Source organism: Kordia algicida OT-1 (assembly GCF_000154725.1).
GTDB lineage: Bacteria > Bacteroidota > Bacteroidia > Flavobacteriales > Flavobacteriaceae > Kordia > Kordia algicida.
This window is the reverse complement of sequence record NZ_DS544873.1, coordinates 267,378-281,430: the sequence shown is the minus strand read 5'-3', so window position 1 is coordinate 281,430 and position 14,053 is coordinate 267,378. Positions and strand designations below refer to the sequence as shown.

Below are 14,053 nucleotides of genomic sequence, written 5' to 3'. Positions count from 1 at the left end.
CTCCTAAGGGCAACTTTCGTTTTAATATTTCCCTGTTACATGATCTTTGATAAGTTTGTATTGAAAGTCGTTCAATCGTTTTGCGTTGTATTCTTTTTCTATCACTTGAAGAATTTCTTTGTAATATTTTTTGTCAGAATGTCTAAAGAGTAACCAAATATTGAGTTTAGGACAGTTGACGCGTTCATCACTTAGCCAACCGTATTTTTTGGTAAGTTTCAATAGTTTTTCTGTATTTGAATCGTCTAGTTTCCGTTGTAAAACCCAAACAGAATCAATGACTTTTTTCGGATACGTGCTTTTTCTTCCAAATTTTCCGCTTTTTAGTATTTCTCCATTTCTATATAATTGATCGCTTTCAACCATTTGGATAAGTATTTGACACATTTCTGCTTTATTTGTAATGGTTTCTTGCGCAAAACTCAAAAAAGAGTAACATAATAAGGTGCAAATTATGAGTTTCTTCATCATAGATACATTGTGAATTGTGAAGATACGATAGTTTTTCTTTACAAATATGTTTATGAAATTTTACGATTAGAGCAAACTTGTTTTAATTATTCCCGTATTTTTGTGAGGTACAATTTTGAATTTCATTAAACTTTTGTACTTTTTTACAGTCTAAAAATCTTAAAGATATACTCATGAAAAAAATCATTATTGCTTTTGTCGGATTACTAATGTTGAATTCTTGTGCAGAGTTGCAACAAGTTGTAAATCAATTGCCACAAGGTGGAACACTAGGAAACGCTGATATTGCCGCAGGATTGCGACAAGCATTAGATTTTGGAATTGATAAACAAGTACAGCGATTGACCTTGAAAGATGGTTTTTATAAAAATAATCTTGTAAAGATATTAATGCCAGAAGAATTACAAAAAGTTGATAAAACTTTACGTGATATTGGTTTGGGAAGTTTGGCTGATGATGGAATTAAAATGTTAAACAGAGCCGCAGAAGATGCTGTAAAGGAAGCAACTCCAATTTTTGTGGATGCTGTAAAAGGAATCACTTTTAATGATGCAAAAAATATTTTATTAGGTCAAGACAATGCTGCAACGCAATATTTAGAAAGTCGCACAAACACAGCTTTGTATGGAAAATTTAAACCTGTAATTCAAAATTCATTTGCAAAAGTTGGCGCCGATCGAATTTGGACAAATTTGATTGAACGCTACAACAAAATTCCTTTTGTAAACAAGGTAAATCCTGATTTGACAGATTACGTTACTAATGAAGCTTTAAAAGGTGTGTATACGATGATTGCTGTTGAAGAAAAAAAGATTCGTACAAAAGTAGGATCGAGAACTACAGATTTGTTAAAGAAAGTGTTTGCATTGCAAGATTAAGCGTTTATAGCAATTTGCTATCAGCTGTAAATCATTTTTATATAAAAAAACACCATTGGAAAATAAACATTTTCCAATGGTGTTTTTTCGTTTTTTACTACACGAGTTCATAATTGAACCGTTTCGGTTAATAAAATCTTTTTATCTGACTTATTTTTGATAAAATTCTGAATTTTATGACAACCCAAAAATACGATGTTTTTATAATTGGTAGTGGAGTTGCTGGACAAACTGCTGCTAAGATTTGTGTAAAAAATGGACTTTCGGTTGCCATTGCAGACAAACGCGCTTTTGGTGGTACTTGCGCAATGAGAGGTTGTGATCCTAAAAAAATAATGCTTCAATTTGCGACTTTGGTTCAAAAAAGCACACAACTGAAAGATTTGGGCGTGAAAAATATTCCTGAAATTAGCTGGAAAGATATTCAAACGTTTCAACAATCATATACATCAAAAGTTCCTGAAAGTATTAAGGAAAATTTAACTTCATTGGGAATTGACTTATACCATGAATCTCCAAAATTTATTTCCAAAAATGAAATTTCTGTTGCAGGAAAAAATATCAAAGCTGACAAGTTTGTCATTGCAACTGGCTTAGTTCCTCGAAAATTATCTTTTAATGGTGCCAATTATTTAAAGACAAGTGATGACGTTTTTCATCTTAAGAAAATACCAGCATCAGCAACATTTATCGGCGCAGGCTATGTAGGAATGGAGTTTTGCTTCTTGTTGTCTACACTAGGTTGTAAAGTCACTTTAATTGATCGTGATTCGCAAGCCTTATCACAATTTGATTCGTTTTTGGTTGAAAAATTAGTAACATCCATGAAAAATCGTGGCGTTGAATTTATTTTTGATGCAACTATTGAAGCTGTAGAGAAAAAGAAGAAGAATTATAAAATTCACTATAAACGCAAAGGCAAACGAGCAAGCCTAAAATCTCATGTGGTGTTTAACACTTCTGGGAGAGTTCCTGCTACAGCATTATTAGATTTGGAAAATGCAAAAATTGAGCATGATGAATCAGGCATTATTGTCAACGATTTTTTAGTGAATCGCACTAATAAACATGTGTATGCTTGTGGAGATGTTTCAAGCAAATCACTACCGTTAACTCCACTTTCTGGCTTGCAAGGATATATTGTTGGGAACAATATTTTAAAAGAAAAATCAAAGAAATTTACAAATCCAATTGTTCCTTCTGTGGTATTTATACATCCAAATTTGGCAACAGTTGGTTATTCTGAAGCGGAAGCAAAAAAACGCTATAAAAACATACTTGTGCTAAAAGGTGATGCATCAGATTGGTACAATGCCAAAAAAGCCAATGCAAAAACATACGCTTTTAAAATTATTGCCAATAAACGAACCAGAATTATTGTTGGGGCACATTTGTTAAGTGCGGAAGCCAATGAAACTATTAATATTTTTGTTGTAGCTATCAATAAAAAGATGACAATTGACGAACTTAAAAAGATGATTTTTACGTATCCTTCGTATTCAAGTGATTTGAAAAAAATGTTGAAAGATTATTAATATTTGAATATTTTTATTTTACGGTAAACCGTAGTTGTATATACTTGTTTTGGTGTAATTTTATAAATTATGAAAAAACGTTTCTTGTTATTTTTTCTGCTTATACAAACGCTATATGTGATTGCGCAAGATGTCTACAAAACACCTTCGGGAGCGCGTTATCATTTGAGTTCGTGCCGAATGGTGGAAAATGTTTCGAGTAAGTTGGTTGGATTGGACGCAATTAATACTTCAAAATTAACTCCTTGCAAGATTTGCAAACCAACCACCAAAAAATCAATTACAAAAACAATTAACTTCCAAAGATAAATCGGTTGGCACTTCCAAAAGCGTTCAATGCAAAGGAATTACTCAAAAAGGAAAGCGCTGTAAACATCAAACGCGATTGGCAAACGGCTATTGTTATCAACATACCAAACAAAATAGCGATCGTACCATCTCATCAAAAAATAAATATAAAAATTCTAAGAAATCAGCAACGCCAACTTGTGGCGCAAAAACACAATCTGGGAAACGTTGCAGGCGAAAAGTAAAAGGTGGTGGCTATTGTTATCAGCATACGTAATTCGCTATTTTAGAAACTAGCTGTTTTAATTGAATTCCTTCAAAAAACAACCGCGTAAAACCTGTGAAATCCTTCTGATTTTTGTATCTTTAAGAAAGAACATTTAACAAAAAACTATGAGTAAAGTAAAAATATACACCACCACAGAACAAATTCAGGCAATGGACGCTAAACACATTTTAGATGAAGCAAGAATTAACTATTTCGAAATCAACAAAATGGATCGTGCTTATGCGGGAATGCTTGGCGGAAGTATAGAATTACATGTAGCAGAAGAAGATGTTGAAAAAGCGGCACAACTGCTCTCTAAGTTGAAATAAAAAACTTCTGTGAAGTTAAAAATACATCCAATCATCTTTCTTGCGCTAATTGTTTCATCATTTTTTTAAATGGTTTATGGAAGACATGTTGGCGGACCTTAAGTACTATTTGAAATTTTCCTGATTACCAAATTGCCAACAATGTTATTAAAAGGTGATTTATTAGGTTTTCTGCCTATCTTTTCTATCATGATTGGACAATTACTATTTTTATTTTTAACGTCAGTTCGATATAAATCATTCAATTTATATTTATAGTAATTTTAGAAACAACTCTACTATATAATTAATTTTCAGTGTTTTATTTTCGTTTTCTTTGCTTACCCAAAGAAAAGAAACAAAAGAAAGGGAACTTTTCCAGAGGTATTTTTAGTTTTTCTTTTATGGAAAAACTAAAACCGCATGAATTTTTCTAAATTTTCTCCAAGGCTTCGAAATTTTTTAACGAAAAACTCCTGCTATACTGCGGAAAAGAAAAGTTTTAAACTAAAATTCTTACATCGAACTCACGTATTTTTAGGATTGCGAACCGTACAAGGTTACAAACTTTGGCTGTTATTAGTTTCACCTTTATTAGTCACGATTCCCGTTATTGCCTATTTAATGAATGTCACTGAATTTCAAAAAGAAACTACACAATCTGCAATTCCTTTTTTTGTAATGGTTGTTATTTTCTATGCGCATTCATTTTGGAAATTAAAGAAGAATCAACAAAAAGCAAACGTATCGTAACATTTTAGGTTGGTTTTAAAACTAAGTGTTTTCACCCTTTTTCATTGTGTTCTTTTTTCCTTAATTTGCTAGAACATAAAAACTTATCACCATGGAATGTTCAAATTTACTTGAAGCGGCATTAAAAAAAGGAACTATCAGCAACTCTTTATTTCAAGGATCTTCCGACAAAGAGTTGGTCACCGATTTGCAACGAACATTATTTGAACTAGGTTTTAGAAAAGAACTAAAATGGGATAATTACCAAGCTGATGGCGATTACGGAAAAGCTACAGCCGTTGCTGTTGCTGCGTTTGCCCAAAGAAACAATCATTCGAGTGATGGAAAAGTAATTACTGACGATTTGGCAAAATTGATTCTTCAACGTCACGATTTTTTACCAGAAATGTATGTTTTATGGCAAATTCATACTTCCGATCTTCGAACAAAAAAATATATTTCAAAAGGAACGAAGATGAGCATTACTGCCATTCAAGTGTTCCTAAACACCGAAGGTTATGGCGAACAACTAAATTTTGCCAAATATGGTGCAGATGGCTTTTATGGAAACAGTACACGAAATGCAGTGGTAAAGTATGCAAGTGACCATAATATTAATTCGGATGGCGATTTACTTTCTCGTCCGTTAATTGATCTTTTTCTGAATGATATCAACCGATATTATGGAAGTAAATGGACAGATTTAGCTGAACAAAATTTACCAAGCAGAAAATCGCCTTTGGTATTGTTTGAAGCTTCTAATTTTTCTGGAAAACCGTGCAGAGCTGATGAAGAATTTGTCCCTGCGCTTGAAAAAATTAACGGTTATGCCAAGCAAGCCAACGTTTTTGTACATGTTACAAGTTCTTTTAGAACCACTACAAATGTGCGTGGCGCCATTGTAAAACCTGCTACATTTTCCAATCATTTGGCGGGACACGGAATCGATATGAATGTACGCTATGGAAATGGCGGCTGGGCAAACTCTAAAGTTTTAGCGAAATATCCAAACGTACCTGAACCTGTAAAATACTTTTTAAAGCTTATTATTGATGATCCAAAATTACGTTGGGGCGGAAATTTTAACACAACCGATCCTGTACATATTGACGATCATTTAAATAAAGACCGAGCTGCTTGGAAAAAACGATATGAAGCGATGCAAAAAGCGGTTCAATTAGGTGAAGTGTAGTTTTGAAGTTGAAACTGAAATTGAAGTCGAAATATCACGTAATTTTCTTTTAATAACAAACTCATTCTCAACAAGCTTTGAAAGCCTTCTAAGAATGAGTTCGTTCACTTTTTTTACCAACATAAAATGCAGGTATTAAAACATGTCATCGGACTATCACTTGTACATGAAGGAGTCGCTCTGCATTCATCTGTAATTTCTACGGGATCACATCCTCCAGTAATACAACCAATTACTTCTGAAATATCTATGGCGCCACCTTTGCTTCTATTTCCATTGAGCGAAGAAATTGCTTTTTTATTTAGTGATAACGACTTAAGATTCTTTTTTTTCATTTTTAATATATTTTAGAATTAATAATGAAACGAATGTACCTCAAGAAGCAAACTAATAAAAATGAATTATCTGACGATTCCGTGAATTATCGGATAGTTTGGAAACCTATTTTTCCTTCACATACAAACCATCAAACACCGTTTTCCATGTTTTTTGATCGCTTGATGTTTCCCAATGTTGTCGTACAGAACCATCTTCATTCAATGTCCACGTAACTTTGTTTACATATTTTTTTCCGCTGGGAGAACGTACTTCATCACTCATTAAAATCATCTGGTTTCCTACTCTATTTCCTTTTAAGTGTAAATTTCCACCTTGATTATCAACCCAAATTTGTTCCCATTGCTTTTTTTGCAAATTGTAGAAATTGTAGCTTGTTCCTGTATAATTTGCTTTGGCACTTGTCCAATTTTCACGTAAAACACATTCGCCTTCAATCTTTGTAATGACGTTTTTTCCTGCTGGTGTTCCGTCGGTATTTGTCACATTCCAAGTTCCAATCCAAAAGTCAAAAGCTTGATGATTTTCTGTACAACATACACAGTTATTTTGTTGTGCAACGATCGTTATCGAAAATAATAGTACGAAACCAAGTAGTAATTTTTTCATTATAAAGGGAATTAGTTAATGATAATGAAGATAGTTTAAATTCAGCACAGAAACCGTTAAGCATTTGTTAAACAACAACTTAATCATTGTGTCAAAATTATTTTTTAAGCTAAATTGTAATGCTAAGTTTTTACAATTCTTAACATTATTTAATCAATTTCTAATATTCTCTTAACATACCAAACTAGATTTTCGACATATATTTGCAGTGTTGTAAGAATCTAATACAACATTTTGGGTTAGTTAAAGAAATAAAATCGGGTTCTCATTACCCGATTTTTTCTATTTAAAGACTTTGATGTAATTTTTTGAAATATGAAAATGCCTTGACAAGTCGCGAACCATACCAACTAAAATATTCTCCATCTACAAAGATCGTTTTTGCATGATGTGTAAAACGTCCCAATTCAAACGCATGTTCTTCTTTAAACGGATATGGTTCTGAAGACAACATCACCATATCAGGATCGCCTTCTGAGCGAATTTTTTCAATGTTTACCTCTGGATATCTTCCGTGTGCTTCGTAGATATTTTCAAACTTACACAACTTCAATAAATAATTGACAAACGTATCTTGTCCGGCAACCATCCAAGGTTTTCGCCAAATAAAATATGCTACTTTTTGTACAGGAATATCTTTTACAAACTCTTGAAAATCTTTTAAGTGAAATGCAATTTTTTGGTTGATTTTTGCTGCTTCGGTATTACACCGCAACATGTTGCCATACTGCGTAATCATTTCCATAGATTCGTCAATCGTCTTCACATCAGAAACATGTACGGGGAAAAATTTTTCTAACGTCTCTACAATTTCCTTTGTGTTTTCTTCCTTATTACAGAGAATAAGGTCAGGTTGGAGTTCTTTTATTTTATCGAGCTTGATATTTTTTGTTCCACCAACAATGGTTTTGGTACTTTTTAAATGATACGGGTGTATACAGAATTTTGTGATTCCCACTATGCGATCTTCCAAACCTAAATCGTACAACAATTCGGTTTGCGAAGGTACTAACGAAACGATGCGTTTTGGCGTTTTTTTTAACGTAAAAGTTCGCAGCATTTGATCTGTAAATTCCATGAGATAAAAAGCGTTACTTCGTCAAAATTGCTGCCATTTGTAATTGTAATTCTTCTGCTTTTTTCGCTGCGGCGGAAGCAAAATCTGCTTCGTTTGACGCGTAGATTATTCCGCGAGAAGAATTGATTAACAAACCAACATTTTCTGTCATTCCGTACTTACAAACTTCTTGTAGGTTTCCGCCTTGAGCACCGACTCCAGGAACCAATAGAAAATGCTCTGGAATAATTTTTCGGATTTCGCCTAAAAATGAAGCTTTCGTCGCACCAACGACATACATTAAGTTTTCGCTGTTTTCCCAACTTTTAGAAGTTTCCAGCACATGTTTGTAGACTTCTTTGTTGTCAATTATTTTTGTCTGAAAGTCAAATGCGCCTTTATTTGATGTCAACGCTAATAAAATGGTATGTTTTCCTTTGAAAGCTAAAAAAGGTTCAACAGAATCTTTTCCCATGTAGGGCGCTACGGTTACGGAGTCGAAGGCTAAATCTTCAAAAAAAGCTTTCGCATACATACTCGACGTATTTCCAATATCACCACGTTTGGCATCAGCTATCGTGAAAATTTCAGGATGATTGGTATTTAAATATTGAATTGTCTTTTCTAAAGCTTGCCAACCTTTGATACCATAAGCTTCGTAAAAAGCAGTATTTGGTTTGTAAGCAACGGCTAAATGATGTGTAGCATCAATAATTGCTTTGTTAAATTCAAAAATTGGATCTTCTGTTTCTAACAAATATTTCGGAATCTTTTGCAAATCGACATCCAATCCAATACAAAGAAATGATTTCTTTTTATGAATTTCTGCAATCAGTTGTGTTGTGGTCATTTTGTTTAGTTTAGTTGCTGGTTGCTGGTTGCTGGTTGCTGGTTGCTGGTTGCTGGTTGCTGAATGTTAATTTAATAAGAAAAACATCTTTACATGAAAACGAACAACAAACAACAAATAACTGACAACTAGATTACAGTTCACTAGATTCCTTTAATTTCTCCGTATTTTCTACCAACATCAATTCATCAATAATTTTTTGAATATCACCATTCATAATGTTTGATAAATCGTATAATGTCAATCCAATTCTGTGATCTGTAACACGTCCTTGTGGATAATTATAGGTTCTAATTTTAGCACTTCTGTCACCAGAAGAAACCATACTTTTACGACGCGCTGAATCTGCAGCGAGTTTCTTTTCAAGTTCTTTTTCATATAATCGAGAACGCAATACTTTTAAGGCTTTTTCTAAGTTTTTATGTGATGATTTCTGATCTTGGCAACTTACTACCAATCCTGAAGGTCCGTGATGCAAACGAATGGCAGAATAGGTTGTATTTACCGATTGTCCTCCTGGTCCAGTAGACGTTGTACGTTCAATTCGCACATCGTTCATGTCTAATTCTACATCAAATTCTTCGGCTTCTGGCAATACCATTACGGTTGCCGCACTTGTATGCACACGACCTTGCGTTTCTGTTTGTGGCACACGTTGTACACGATGCACACCTGCTTCAAACTTCATGGTTCCGTAAACATCTTCTCCAGAAACTTCAAAGATAATTTCCTTAAATCCACCCGAAGTTCCTTCACTGTAATCTACAACACTTACATTCCAACCACGACCTTCACAGTATTTTGTGTACATACGGTGCAAATCGCCTGCAAAAATACTAGCTTCATCTCCACCAGTTCCTGCACGGACTTCCACAACTACATTTTTACTATCTTCTGGATCTTTTGGAATCAATAATACTTTAATTTCTTCCTCCAAAGCAGGCAAGGCAGCTTTGGCTTCGTCCATTTGTATTTTTGCCATTTCTACCATTTCGGCATCGCTTCCATCTGCAATAATTTCTTCAGCTTCAGAAATGTTGTCTAAAAGCTCTTTGTAAACATCACGTTTTTCTACAAGTATCTTTAAATCCTTATATTCTTTATTAAGCTGTACGTATCTTTTTTGGTCAGCAATAATATCTGGTTGAATGATTAAATCATTTACCTCATCAAAACGCTGCTTTACTATTTGTAACTTTTCTAACATGGAACTTTTCTTTTCAGGTTTGCAAATTTACAATTTTTATTGATTGTTTGAAGTTTTCTCTTGTAGTTCTAAAATACTTTTACTAAAAAAGTGATTTTCTTAGAATTCCAATAGAAGAACCTTACATTTTAATTGTAATTTTAAGACTAATATTATTAATTTTTTACACATAAAAAAGAAGTCTGAACTCATTACAACTTAACAAAAGAAGAATTGCGTCATTAAAAGAGGTTGTAAAAGGAGGATTGCAATCGCCATTGGACAGCGACTGTACATCTCTTGGAAATGGAAAGCCATGTCCTAAAACTCATGACTGTCAAACAGATCAACAATAGTTTTACACTTCATCATTTATTTTATAACTGCATCATTTTCAATTGAAAATGATGCAGTTATCTTTTACGACATTACTTTAATTACGGATTTTCCATAGAAATTTGATCTACAATTTTCCTAATTTTGAGTTTTAACCAAAACCTACAGATCATGAAAAAAAAGAAAGTAAATTTAAAACAATTAGCTTTAAAAAAGTCTAGAGTAGCATCATTAGAGTCTGGAAGCCTAACAGGTGGAACTAGCGGATGGAACACAGGAAATTTCCAATCTTGGACAGGAACTGCTGAACCATGCTTCTCTGATTTTGACTGCGATACTACTGGTGGCGGTGGAACTACTGGCGGTGGTGGTACAACTGGTGGTGGAGGAACTACTGGTGGAAATACCGGAGGAAATACTGGCGGTGGAACTGGTGGATATCCAACAGATTTCTGTCAATCACATTCTGTTTGTCCTCCAGGAATACAGTGCTACTAAGAAATTTTCGATAATAACAATAAAGAAGAATAAGGCTTTCATGTATTTGAAAGCCTTTTTTTTGGACTAAAACTTACTTTTATTACGGATTTTCCATAAAATAAAGCTATATCTTTTTTCTACTTTGCATTTTTTAACCGCAAACCTAGAAATCATGAAAAAAAAGAAGGTAAATTTAAAACAATTAGCTTTAAAAAAGTCTAGAGTAGCTTCATTAGAGTCTAATAGCGTTACGGGAGGATTCCAGTCTTGGACAGGAACGGCTGAGCCATGTTTCCCATCAGAATTCAATTGTGGAGGAACTAACGGTTGTCCTCAACCTACAGATGGTTGTCCACCACAAACTAATGGTTGTTACACAAATGGATGTCCACCACAAACACAAAATTGTCCACCACAAACATTATTATGTAACTCACATTCTGTATGCCCTCCAGGAGTATACTGCTACTAGTAAAAATCTTTCTTACATAAAAATTATTTTAAGAGCTTTCAGTGTTAATACTGAAAGCTCTGTTTTTTTTGACTTTTCAAAACTTACTTTTACTACGGATTTTCCATAGATAATTTTTGTGAGTAATTTCTACTTTTAGGTTTTAATCATAAATTTTATATAATCATGAAAAAAAAGCAAATTAACTTAAAACAATTAGCGTTAAAGAAATCGAGTGTAGCTTCTTTAGCATCTGACGGTTTAAAAGGAGGAACAAATTATCAATCTTGGACAGGAACCGCTGAGCCATGTTTGTCGGAGTTTGAGTGTCAAACAGACGATTGCGCTACTAATAACGGATGTCCACCACAAACACAAAACTGTCCAACAAATGGTTGTCCACCGCAAACTAATTACGGCTGTGACAAAACAGCGCTGTATAGTTTTTGTAATGGTATGCAATGTTACTAATACCAATATAATTATAGAATGTAACAAAAAGGCTTTCAAGTTGTTGAAAGCCTTTTTTAGTGTAAGTAGATCAGTAGTTGATAGGTAAGATTTTCTTTTAGAATACACGCACAATATTAAATCCGAAAAAAACATCGCCGTCGCCCCAATCGCCTTCTGCATAGCTTAAAAAGCCAGGCTCATTGGTAGATTGCGCATTAGAAAATAACAATTGAAATACGTGCCCGCCTGTTTCAATATCTACGCCAATTGTAAACGGATTTCTAAATGCTGTTCCATCTGCTCTACTAAAATTGTATGCATAATCCATGTTGATAGACATGCGCTTGCTTACTTTTAAACGTCCGCCTGCTCCCAATGCAAATTGATCGTGTTTTTGAGGTGCTTCTAGTGTTAAGTTGTGACGCACGTATGATGGTGCTAATTCGAATGAAAAGCTATTGCTAAATCTGCGTGAAATTAATAGTTGTGTTGTGTAGCTTAAACGATCTTCGAAACGTAAAAATGGAAAACGATCTTTTCGTACTTGTGTGTTGATATTCGCAGTAGCGTATCCAACCAAATTGACCGGAAAGTTATCTGATTGACTTTTTAGATTCACTTTTGTAGAAAGCGCGTAAGTTTTACGTAATGATTCTCTACTGATTCCAAATTGCCAACCTTCAAAAAGTCCATAAACCAATTGAATTTTCGTGTTTGCATTGTCAAATCCAAAAAAGGTAGATAATCCATCTTCTAAGGTTCCAAATCGGTGCGATACGTATAAATAGAAATCGCCTTTTGCGGCAACTTTAGTCGATTGTAAGTTTCCAATTTTCATGGCTTTAAACGCAGGTGAGACAAAAGTTTCTGGTGTAGCTTCGTCTTCTAATTCATCCAATAAATCGTCTTGCGCGTGCATTCCTATACTGAATAAACAGCATATTGCTAGTATGTAGTAATGTTTCATGTGTGTTATTTTTTGACAATAATGGCTTTGTCTAGTTTTAGTTCTTCTAACAAGTCGTCATAACCAATAATTCTTCCTTTGATTATTATTTTTTTTCCTTCTGCCAAATTTTCGGTAGTTGTTCCTTCTGCCAATTGAAAGTAGATGCTTTCGTTCAACGAAATTCCTTTGTCATCTATGGCAGTAATTAATCCTGTGAGTTGAATGACTTTTTCGCCTTGTGTCCACGCTTCTGGAGTTTCTTTTACTTTGCTAAGAAATTCTTGCGTGTTCCCAGCGTAAGCAACTTCCATGTCTTCAATAGCAGTGTGTGATTTGTAAGCGTAATTGTATGCGATGATAAATGCAAGTACAAACGCTATTAAAAACGAGATGATGAATTTACTTTTTTTCGACAAGCTCATAATGTAGTGTTACGTTAATTTTTTTTGCGATTTTTTTTCTCACGATACTTGGAATATCAATGTCGAAGTCTTGTGGTTTTACGGAAAAAAATGAGTCGATTGTAATTTTTTCGCCATTTTTTGAAACCTTTGCAGTTGTTGTAATTTCCTTGGTTTTTCCGCGAACAGTTAGTATTCCTGATAGTTGATATTCTTTTGCTGTACTAGATATATCTGACATAGAGAAGTTTTTCAGTTTCCCTTTGAAAGTTGCTTTTGGATGCTTGTCTGAATCCATATAGTTTTCATTAAAATGTTCTTCCATTAACGCTACTTTAAAGTGAAAGGATTTGATAAATAGTAACGCTGCCAAATCGCCCGAATCTACTTTTAAGATAGCTGTTGTACTATTGCTTTTAGCTTCAACTGGCTCAAAGGCTTCTACCGAAGCTTTAAAATCGGTTTCACCAGTTTTGGTAAAATATTTTTGTGCCGTCACAGTTCCTACTGTTATAAACATGCACAGGATGAGTATTTTTTTCATGTTGCTTATTATTATTTTAGGTGTTGTTTCACTATTAATTTTGAAGGTACCCATCTGCAACCCATTGGTCAATAATTTGGCGCGTTTCTGGCGGCAATTGTCCTGATGGTGGCATTGGATTCGCTGCATTGTTGATACGATTTACAAGATTTCCTTGCTCAGCAGCAGCTCTTACGTTTACATAACTTGTGAGTTGTAAACCTGCGTTTGCATTGGGTCCGCTGTGACAGTTGACGCAATTTGTTACAATTATCGCTTGCACATCGTCCTCGTAAGTTACCACTTCTTGGATTGGAGGTAAATCTTCAACATCGCCTTCGTCAATAGTATTTGTTGTACAGTTGTAGAGTACAATTACTACTACAGAGACCGTCAGTAAGGTAAATTTTCGATACATTGCTTTTAGTTTAATTTTCATTGAATTCTATTATGGTTTTTACTTTATGGATATTTCTTGTTTTATCATTCTATTTTGAACGATGTAAATTAATGACCGTTTTATGTATAAACTTTATAAAAACTGCTTGAAACGGAATTTTGAGCGTTAAAAAGGAATTCTTCTACACGCTGATTCCCTGCTTGTTTCGTGCATTTATCACGAATTTATATTTGAAGTAAATGTAATTTCAATTGATAGCTTTCTCTGTAACAAATCCGTTTTATGCTAGTAATTTTCCGTCAATTGTATGCGATTTTTTGAAGAAGAATAATCGCTTATTTATGGTGATC

Annotated in this window: 20 protein-coding genes; 10 read left to right on the top strand and 10 right to left on the bottom strand. The window is 34.0% G+C overall.

Annotated elements, in window-relative coordinates:
• Positions 1 to 21 precede the first annotated feature (21 nt).
• Complete coding sequence (locus KAOT1_RS01200) at positions 22 to 468, bottom strand: hypothetical protein (RefSeq protein ID WP_007092839.1); 447 nt, start codon at positions 466 to 468, stop codon at positions 22 to 24.
• A gap of 176 nt (positions 469 to 644) precedes the next feature.
• Between KAOT1_RS01200 and KAOT1_RS01195 the strand changes: the two genes are divergently transcribed.
• The 7 genes from KAOT1_RS01195 to KAOT1_RS21745 all read left to right on the top strand — a co-directional run bounded on the left by KAOT1_RS01195 (position 645) and on the right by KAOT1_RS21745 (position 5,672).
• Entirely contained in the window at positions 645 to 1,349 is a 705-nt protein-coding gene (locus KAOT1_RS01195; RefSeq protein ID WP_007092838.1) for a DUF4197 domain-containing protein, read from the top strand.
• 176 nt (positions 1,350 to 1,525) lie between these two features.
• Positions 1,526 to 2,884, top strand: a complete 1,359-nt coding sequence (locus KAOT1_RS01190) for a dihydrolipoyl dehydrogenase family protein (RefSeq protein WP_007092837.1) — start codon at positions 1,526 to 1,528, stop codon at positions 2,882 to 2,884.
• Positions 2,885 to 2,953: 69 nt separating this feature from the next.
• Positions 2,954 to 3,193, top strand: a complete 240-nt coding sequence (locus KAOT1_RS01185) for a hypothetical protein (protein ID WP_040559242.1) — start codon at positions 2,954 to 2,956, stop codon at positions 3,191 to 3,193.
• A 37-nt stretch (positions 3,194 to 3,230) separates the two neighbouring features.
• Complete coding sequence (locus tag KAOT1_RS01180; RefSeq protein WP_394330258.1) at positions 3,231 to 3,449, top strand: DUF5763 domain-containing protein; 219 nt, start codon at positions 3,231 to 3,233, stop codon at positions 3,447 to 3,449.
• A gap of 116 nt (positions 3,450 to 3,565) precedes the next feature.
• Positions 3,566 to 3,769: a putative signal transducing protein gene (locus KAOT1_RS01175; RefSeq protein ID WP_007092834.1), complete on the top strand. Its 204-nt coding sequence runs from the start codon at positions 3,566 to 3,568 to the stop codon at positions 3,767 to 3,769.
• Positions 3,770 to 4,171: 402 nt separating this feature from the next.
• Positions 4,172 to 4,501 carry a hypothetical protein gene (locus KAOT1_RS01170; RefSeq protein WP_007092833.1) on the top strand — a complete coding sequence of 110 codons (330 nt, stop codon included), beginning with the start codon at positions 4,172 to 4,174 and terminating at the stop codon, positions 4,499 to 4,501.
• A gap of 91 nt (positions 4,502 to 4,592) precedes the next feature.
• Entirely contained in the window at positions 4,593 to 5,672 is a 1,080-nt protein-coding gene (locus KAOT1_RS21745) for a peptidoglycan-binding domain-containing protein (protein ID WP_007092832.1), read from the top strand.
• Positions 5,673 to 5,785: 113 nt separating this feature from the next.
• Here KAOT1_RS21745 and KAOT1_RS22610 read toward each other — a convergent pair whose 3' ends face one another.
• The 5 genes from KAOT1_RS22610 to prfA all read right to left on the bottom strand — a co-directional run bounded on the left by KAOT1_RS22610 (position 5,786) and on the right by prfA (position 9,731).
• Complete coding sequence (locus tag KAOT1_RS22610) at positions 5,786 to 6,007, bottom strand: hypothetical protein (protein ID WP_007092831.1); 222 nt, start codon at positions 6,005 to 6,007, stop codon at positions 5,786 to 5,788.
• 106 nt (positions 6,008 to 6,113) lie between these two features.
• Entirely contained in the window at positions 6,114 to 6,617 is a 504-nt protein-coding gene (locus KAOT1_RS01155; protein ID WP_007092830.1) for a hypothetical protein, read from the bottom strand.
• Between the two features lie 286 nt (positions 6,618 to 6,903).
• Positions 6,904 to 7,695 carry an ABC transporter substrate-binding protein gene (locus tag KAOT1_RS01150; RefSeq protein WP_007092829.1) on the bottom strand — a complete coding sequence of 264 codons (792 nt, stop codon included), beginning with the start codon at positions 7,693 to 7,695 and terminating at the stop codon, positions 6,904 to 6,906.
• A gap of 13 nt (positions 7,696 to 7,708) precedes the next feature.
• Complete coding sequence (gene pyrF, locus KAOT1_RS01145) at positions 7,709 to 8,524, bottom strand: orotidine-5'-phosphate decarboxylase (RefSeq protein ID WP_007092828.1); 816 nt, start codon at positions 8,522 to 8,524, stop codon at positions 7,709 to 7,711.
• Between the two features lie 133 nt (positions 8,525 to 8,657).
• Positions 8,658 to 9,731, bottom strand: a complete 1,074-nt coding sequence (gene prfA, locus KAOT1_RS01140; RefSeq protein ID WP_007092827.1) for a peptide chain release factor 1 — start codon at positions 9,729 to 9,731, stop codon at positions 8,658 to 8,660.
• Between the two features lie 486 nt (positions 9,732 to 10,217).
• Here prfA and KAOT1_RS01135 point away from each other — a divergent pair, with 486 nt between their 5' ends.
• The 3 genes from KAOT1_RS01135 (at position 10,218) to KAOT1_RS01125 (ending at position 11,448) form a co-directional block, all read left to right on the top strand.
• A complete protein-coding gene (locus KAOT1_RS01135; RefSeq protein ID WP_007092826.1) occupies positions 10,218 to 10,544 on the top strand; it encodes a hypothetical protein in 327 nt (108 codons plus the stop codon).
• A gap of 154 nt (positions 10,545 to 10,698) precedes the next feature.
• Complete coding sequence (locus KAOT1_RS01130; RefSeq protein WP_007092825.1) at positions 10,699 to 10,998, top strand: hypothetical protein; 300 nt, start codon at positions 10,699 to 10,701, stop codon at positions 10,996 to 10,998.
• Positions 10,999 to 11,163: 165 nt separating this feature from the next.
• The gene (locus KAOT1_RS01125) at positions 11,164 to 11,448 is read left to right on the top strand and encodes a hypothetical protein (RefSeq protein ID WP_007092824.1); all 285 of its coding nucleotides are present in this window, start codon (positions 11,164 to 11,166) and stop codon (positions 11,446 to 11,448) included.
• A gap of 97 nt (positions 11,449 to 11,545) precedes the next feature.
• Here the strand turns inward: KAOT1_RS01125 and KAOT1_RS01120 are convergent, their stop codons facing one another.
• Genes KAOT1_RS01120 through KAOT1_RS01105 form a run of 4 tightly spaced genes read right to left on the bottom strand, consistent with a single transcriptional unit; the run spans position 11,546 to position 13,742 of the window.
• Positions 11,546 to 12,397: a DUF5777 family beta-barrel protein gene (locus KAOT1_RS01120; protein WP_007092823.1), complete on the bottom strand. Its 852-nt coding sequence runs from the start codon at positions 12,395 to 12,397 to the stop codon at positions 11,546 to 11,548.
• 5 nt (positions 12,398 to 12,402) lie between these two features.
• Positions 12,403 to 12,801 carry a hypothetical protein gene (locus KAOT1_RS01115; protein WP_007092822.1) on the bottom strand — a complete coding sequence of 133 codons (399 nt, stop codon included), beginning with the start codon at positions 12,799 to 12,801 and terminating at the stop codon, positions 12,403 to 12,405.
• Entirely contained in the window at positions 12,779 to 13,300 is a 522-nt protein-coding gene (locus KAOT1_RS01110; protein ID WP_007092821.1) for a YceI family protein, read from the bottom strand. Before KAOT1_RS01110 ends, KAOT1_RS01115 begins: the two co-directional genes overlap by 23 nt.
• Positions 13,301 to 13,358: 58 nt before the next feature.
• Complete coding sequence (locus KAOT1_RS01105) at positions 13,359 to 13,742, bottom strand: cytochrome c (protein ID WP_007092820.1); 384 nt, start codon at positions 13,740 to 13,742, stop codon at positions 13,359 to 13,361.
• Between the last annotated feature and the right edge of the window lie 311 nt (positions 13,743 to 14,053).

What these genes read in the sequence shown, in the direction of transcription:
- KAOT1_RS01200 (WP_007092839.1), bottom strand. Translation starts at nt 468, where the DNA reads ATGAAGAAACTCATAATTTGCACCTTATTATGTTACTCTTTTTTGAGT.
- KAOT1_RS01195 (WP_007092838.1), top strand. Translation starts at nt 645, where the DNA reads ATGAAAAAAATCATTATTGCTTTTGTCGGATTACTAATGTTGAATTCT.
- KAOT1_RS01190 (WP_007092837.1), top strand. Translation starts at nt 1,526, where the DNA reads ATGACAACCCAAAAATACGATGTTTTTATAATTGGTAGTGGAGTTGCT.
- KAOT1_RS01185 (WP_040559242.1), top strand. Translation starts at nt 2,954, where the DNA reads ATGAAAAAACGTTTCTTGTTATTTTTTCTGCTTATACAAACGCTATAT.
- KAOT1_RS01175 (WP_007092834.1), top strand. Translation starts at nt 3,566, where the DNA reads ATGAGTAAAGTAAAAATATACACCACCACAGAACAAATTCAGGCAATG.
- KAOT1_RS01170 (WP_007092833.1), top strand. Translation starts at nt 4,172, where the DNA reads ATGAATTTTTCTAAATTTTCTCCAAGGCTTCGAAATTTTTTAACGAAA.
- KAOT1_RS21745 (WP_007092832.1), top strand. Translation starts at nt 4,593, where the DNA reads ATGGAATGTTCAAATTTACTTGAAGCGGCATTAAAAAAAGGAACTATC.
- KAOT1_RS22610 (WP_007092831.1), bottom strand. Translation starts at nt 6,007, where the DNA reads ATGAAAAAAAAGAATCTTAAGTCGTTATCACTAAATAAAAAAGCAATT.
- KAOT1_RS01155 (WP_007092830.1), bottom strand. Translation starts at nt 6,617, where the DNA reads ATGAAAAAATTACTACTTGGTTTCGTACTATTATTTTCGATAACGATC.
- KAOT1_RS01150 (WP_007092829.1), bottom strand. Translation starts at nt 7,695, where the DNA reads ATGGAATTTACAGATCAAATGCTGCGAACTTTTACGTTAAAAAAAACG.
- pyrF (WP_007092828.1), bottom strand. Translation starts at nt 8,524, where the DNA reads ATGACCACAACACAACTGATTGCAGAAATTCATAAAAAGAAATCATTT.
- prfA (WP_007092827.1), bottom strand. Translation starts at nt 9,731, where the DNA reads ATGTTAGAAAAGTTACAAATAGTAAAGCAGCGTTTTGATGAGGTAAAT.
- KAOT1_RS01135 (WP_007092826.1), top strand. Translation starts at nt 10,218, where the DNA reads ATGAAAAAAAAGAAAGTAAATTTAAAACAATTAGCTTTAAAAAAGTCT.
- KAOT1_RS01130 (WP_007092825.1), top strand. Translation starts at nt 10,699, where the DNA reads ATGAAAAAAAAGAAGGTAAATTTAAAACAATTAGCTTTAAAAAAGTCT.
- KAOT1_RS01125 (WP_007092824.1), top strand. Translation starts at nt 11,164, where the DNA reads ATGAAAAAAAAGCAAATTAACTTAAAACAATTAGCGTTAAAGAAATCG.
- KAOT1_RS01120 (WP_007092823.1), bottom strand. Translation starts at nt 12,397, where the DNA reads ATGAAACATTACTACATACTAGCAATATGCTGTTTATTCAGTATAGGA.
- KAOT1_RS01115 (WP_007092822.1), bottom strand. Translation starts at nt 12,801, where the DNA reads ATGAGCTTGTCGAAAAAAAGTAAATTCATCATCTCGTTTTTAATAGCG.
- KAOT1_RS01110 (WP_007092821.1), bottom strand. Translation starts at nt 13,300, where the DNA reads ATGTTTATAACAGTAGGAACTGTGACGGCACAAAAATATTTTACCAAA.
- KAOT1_RS01105 (WP_007092820.1), bottom strand. Translation starts at nt 13,742, where the DNA reads ATGAAAATTAAACTAAAAGCAATGTATCGAAAATTTACCTTACTGACG.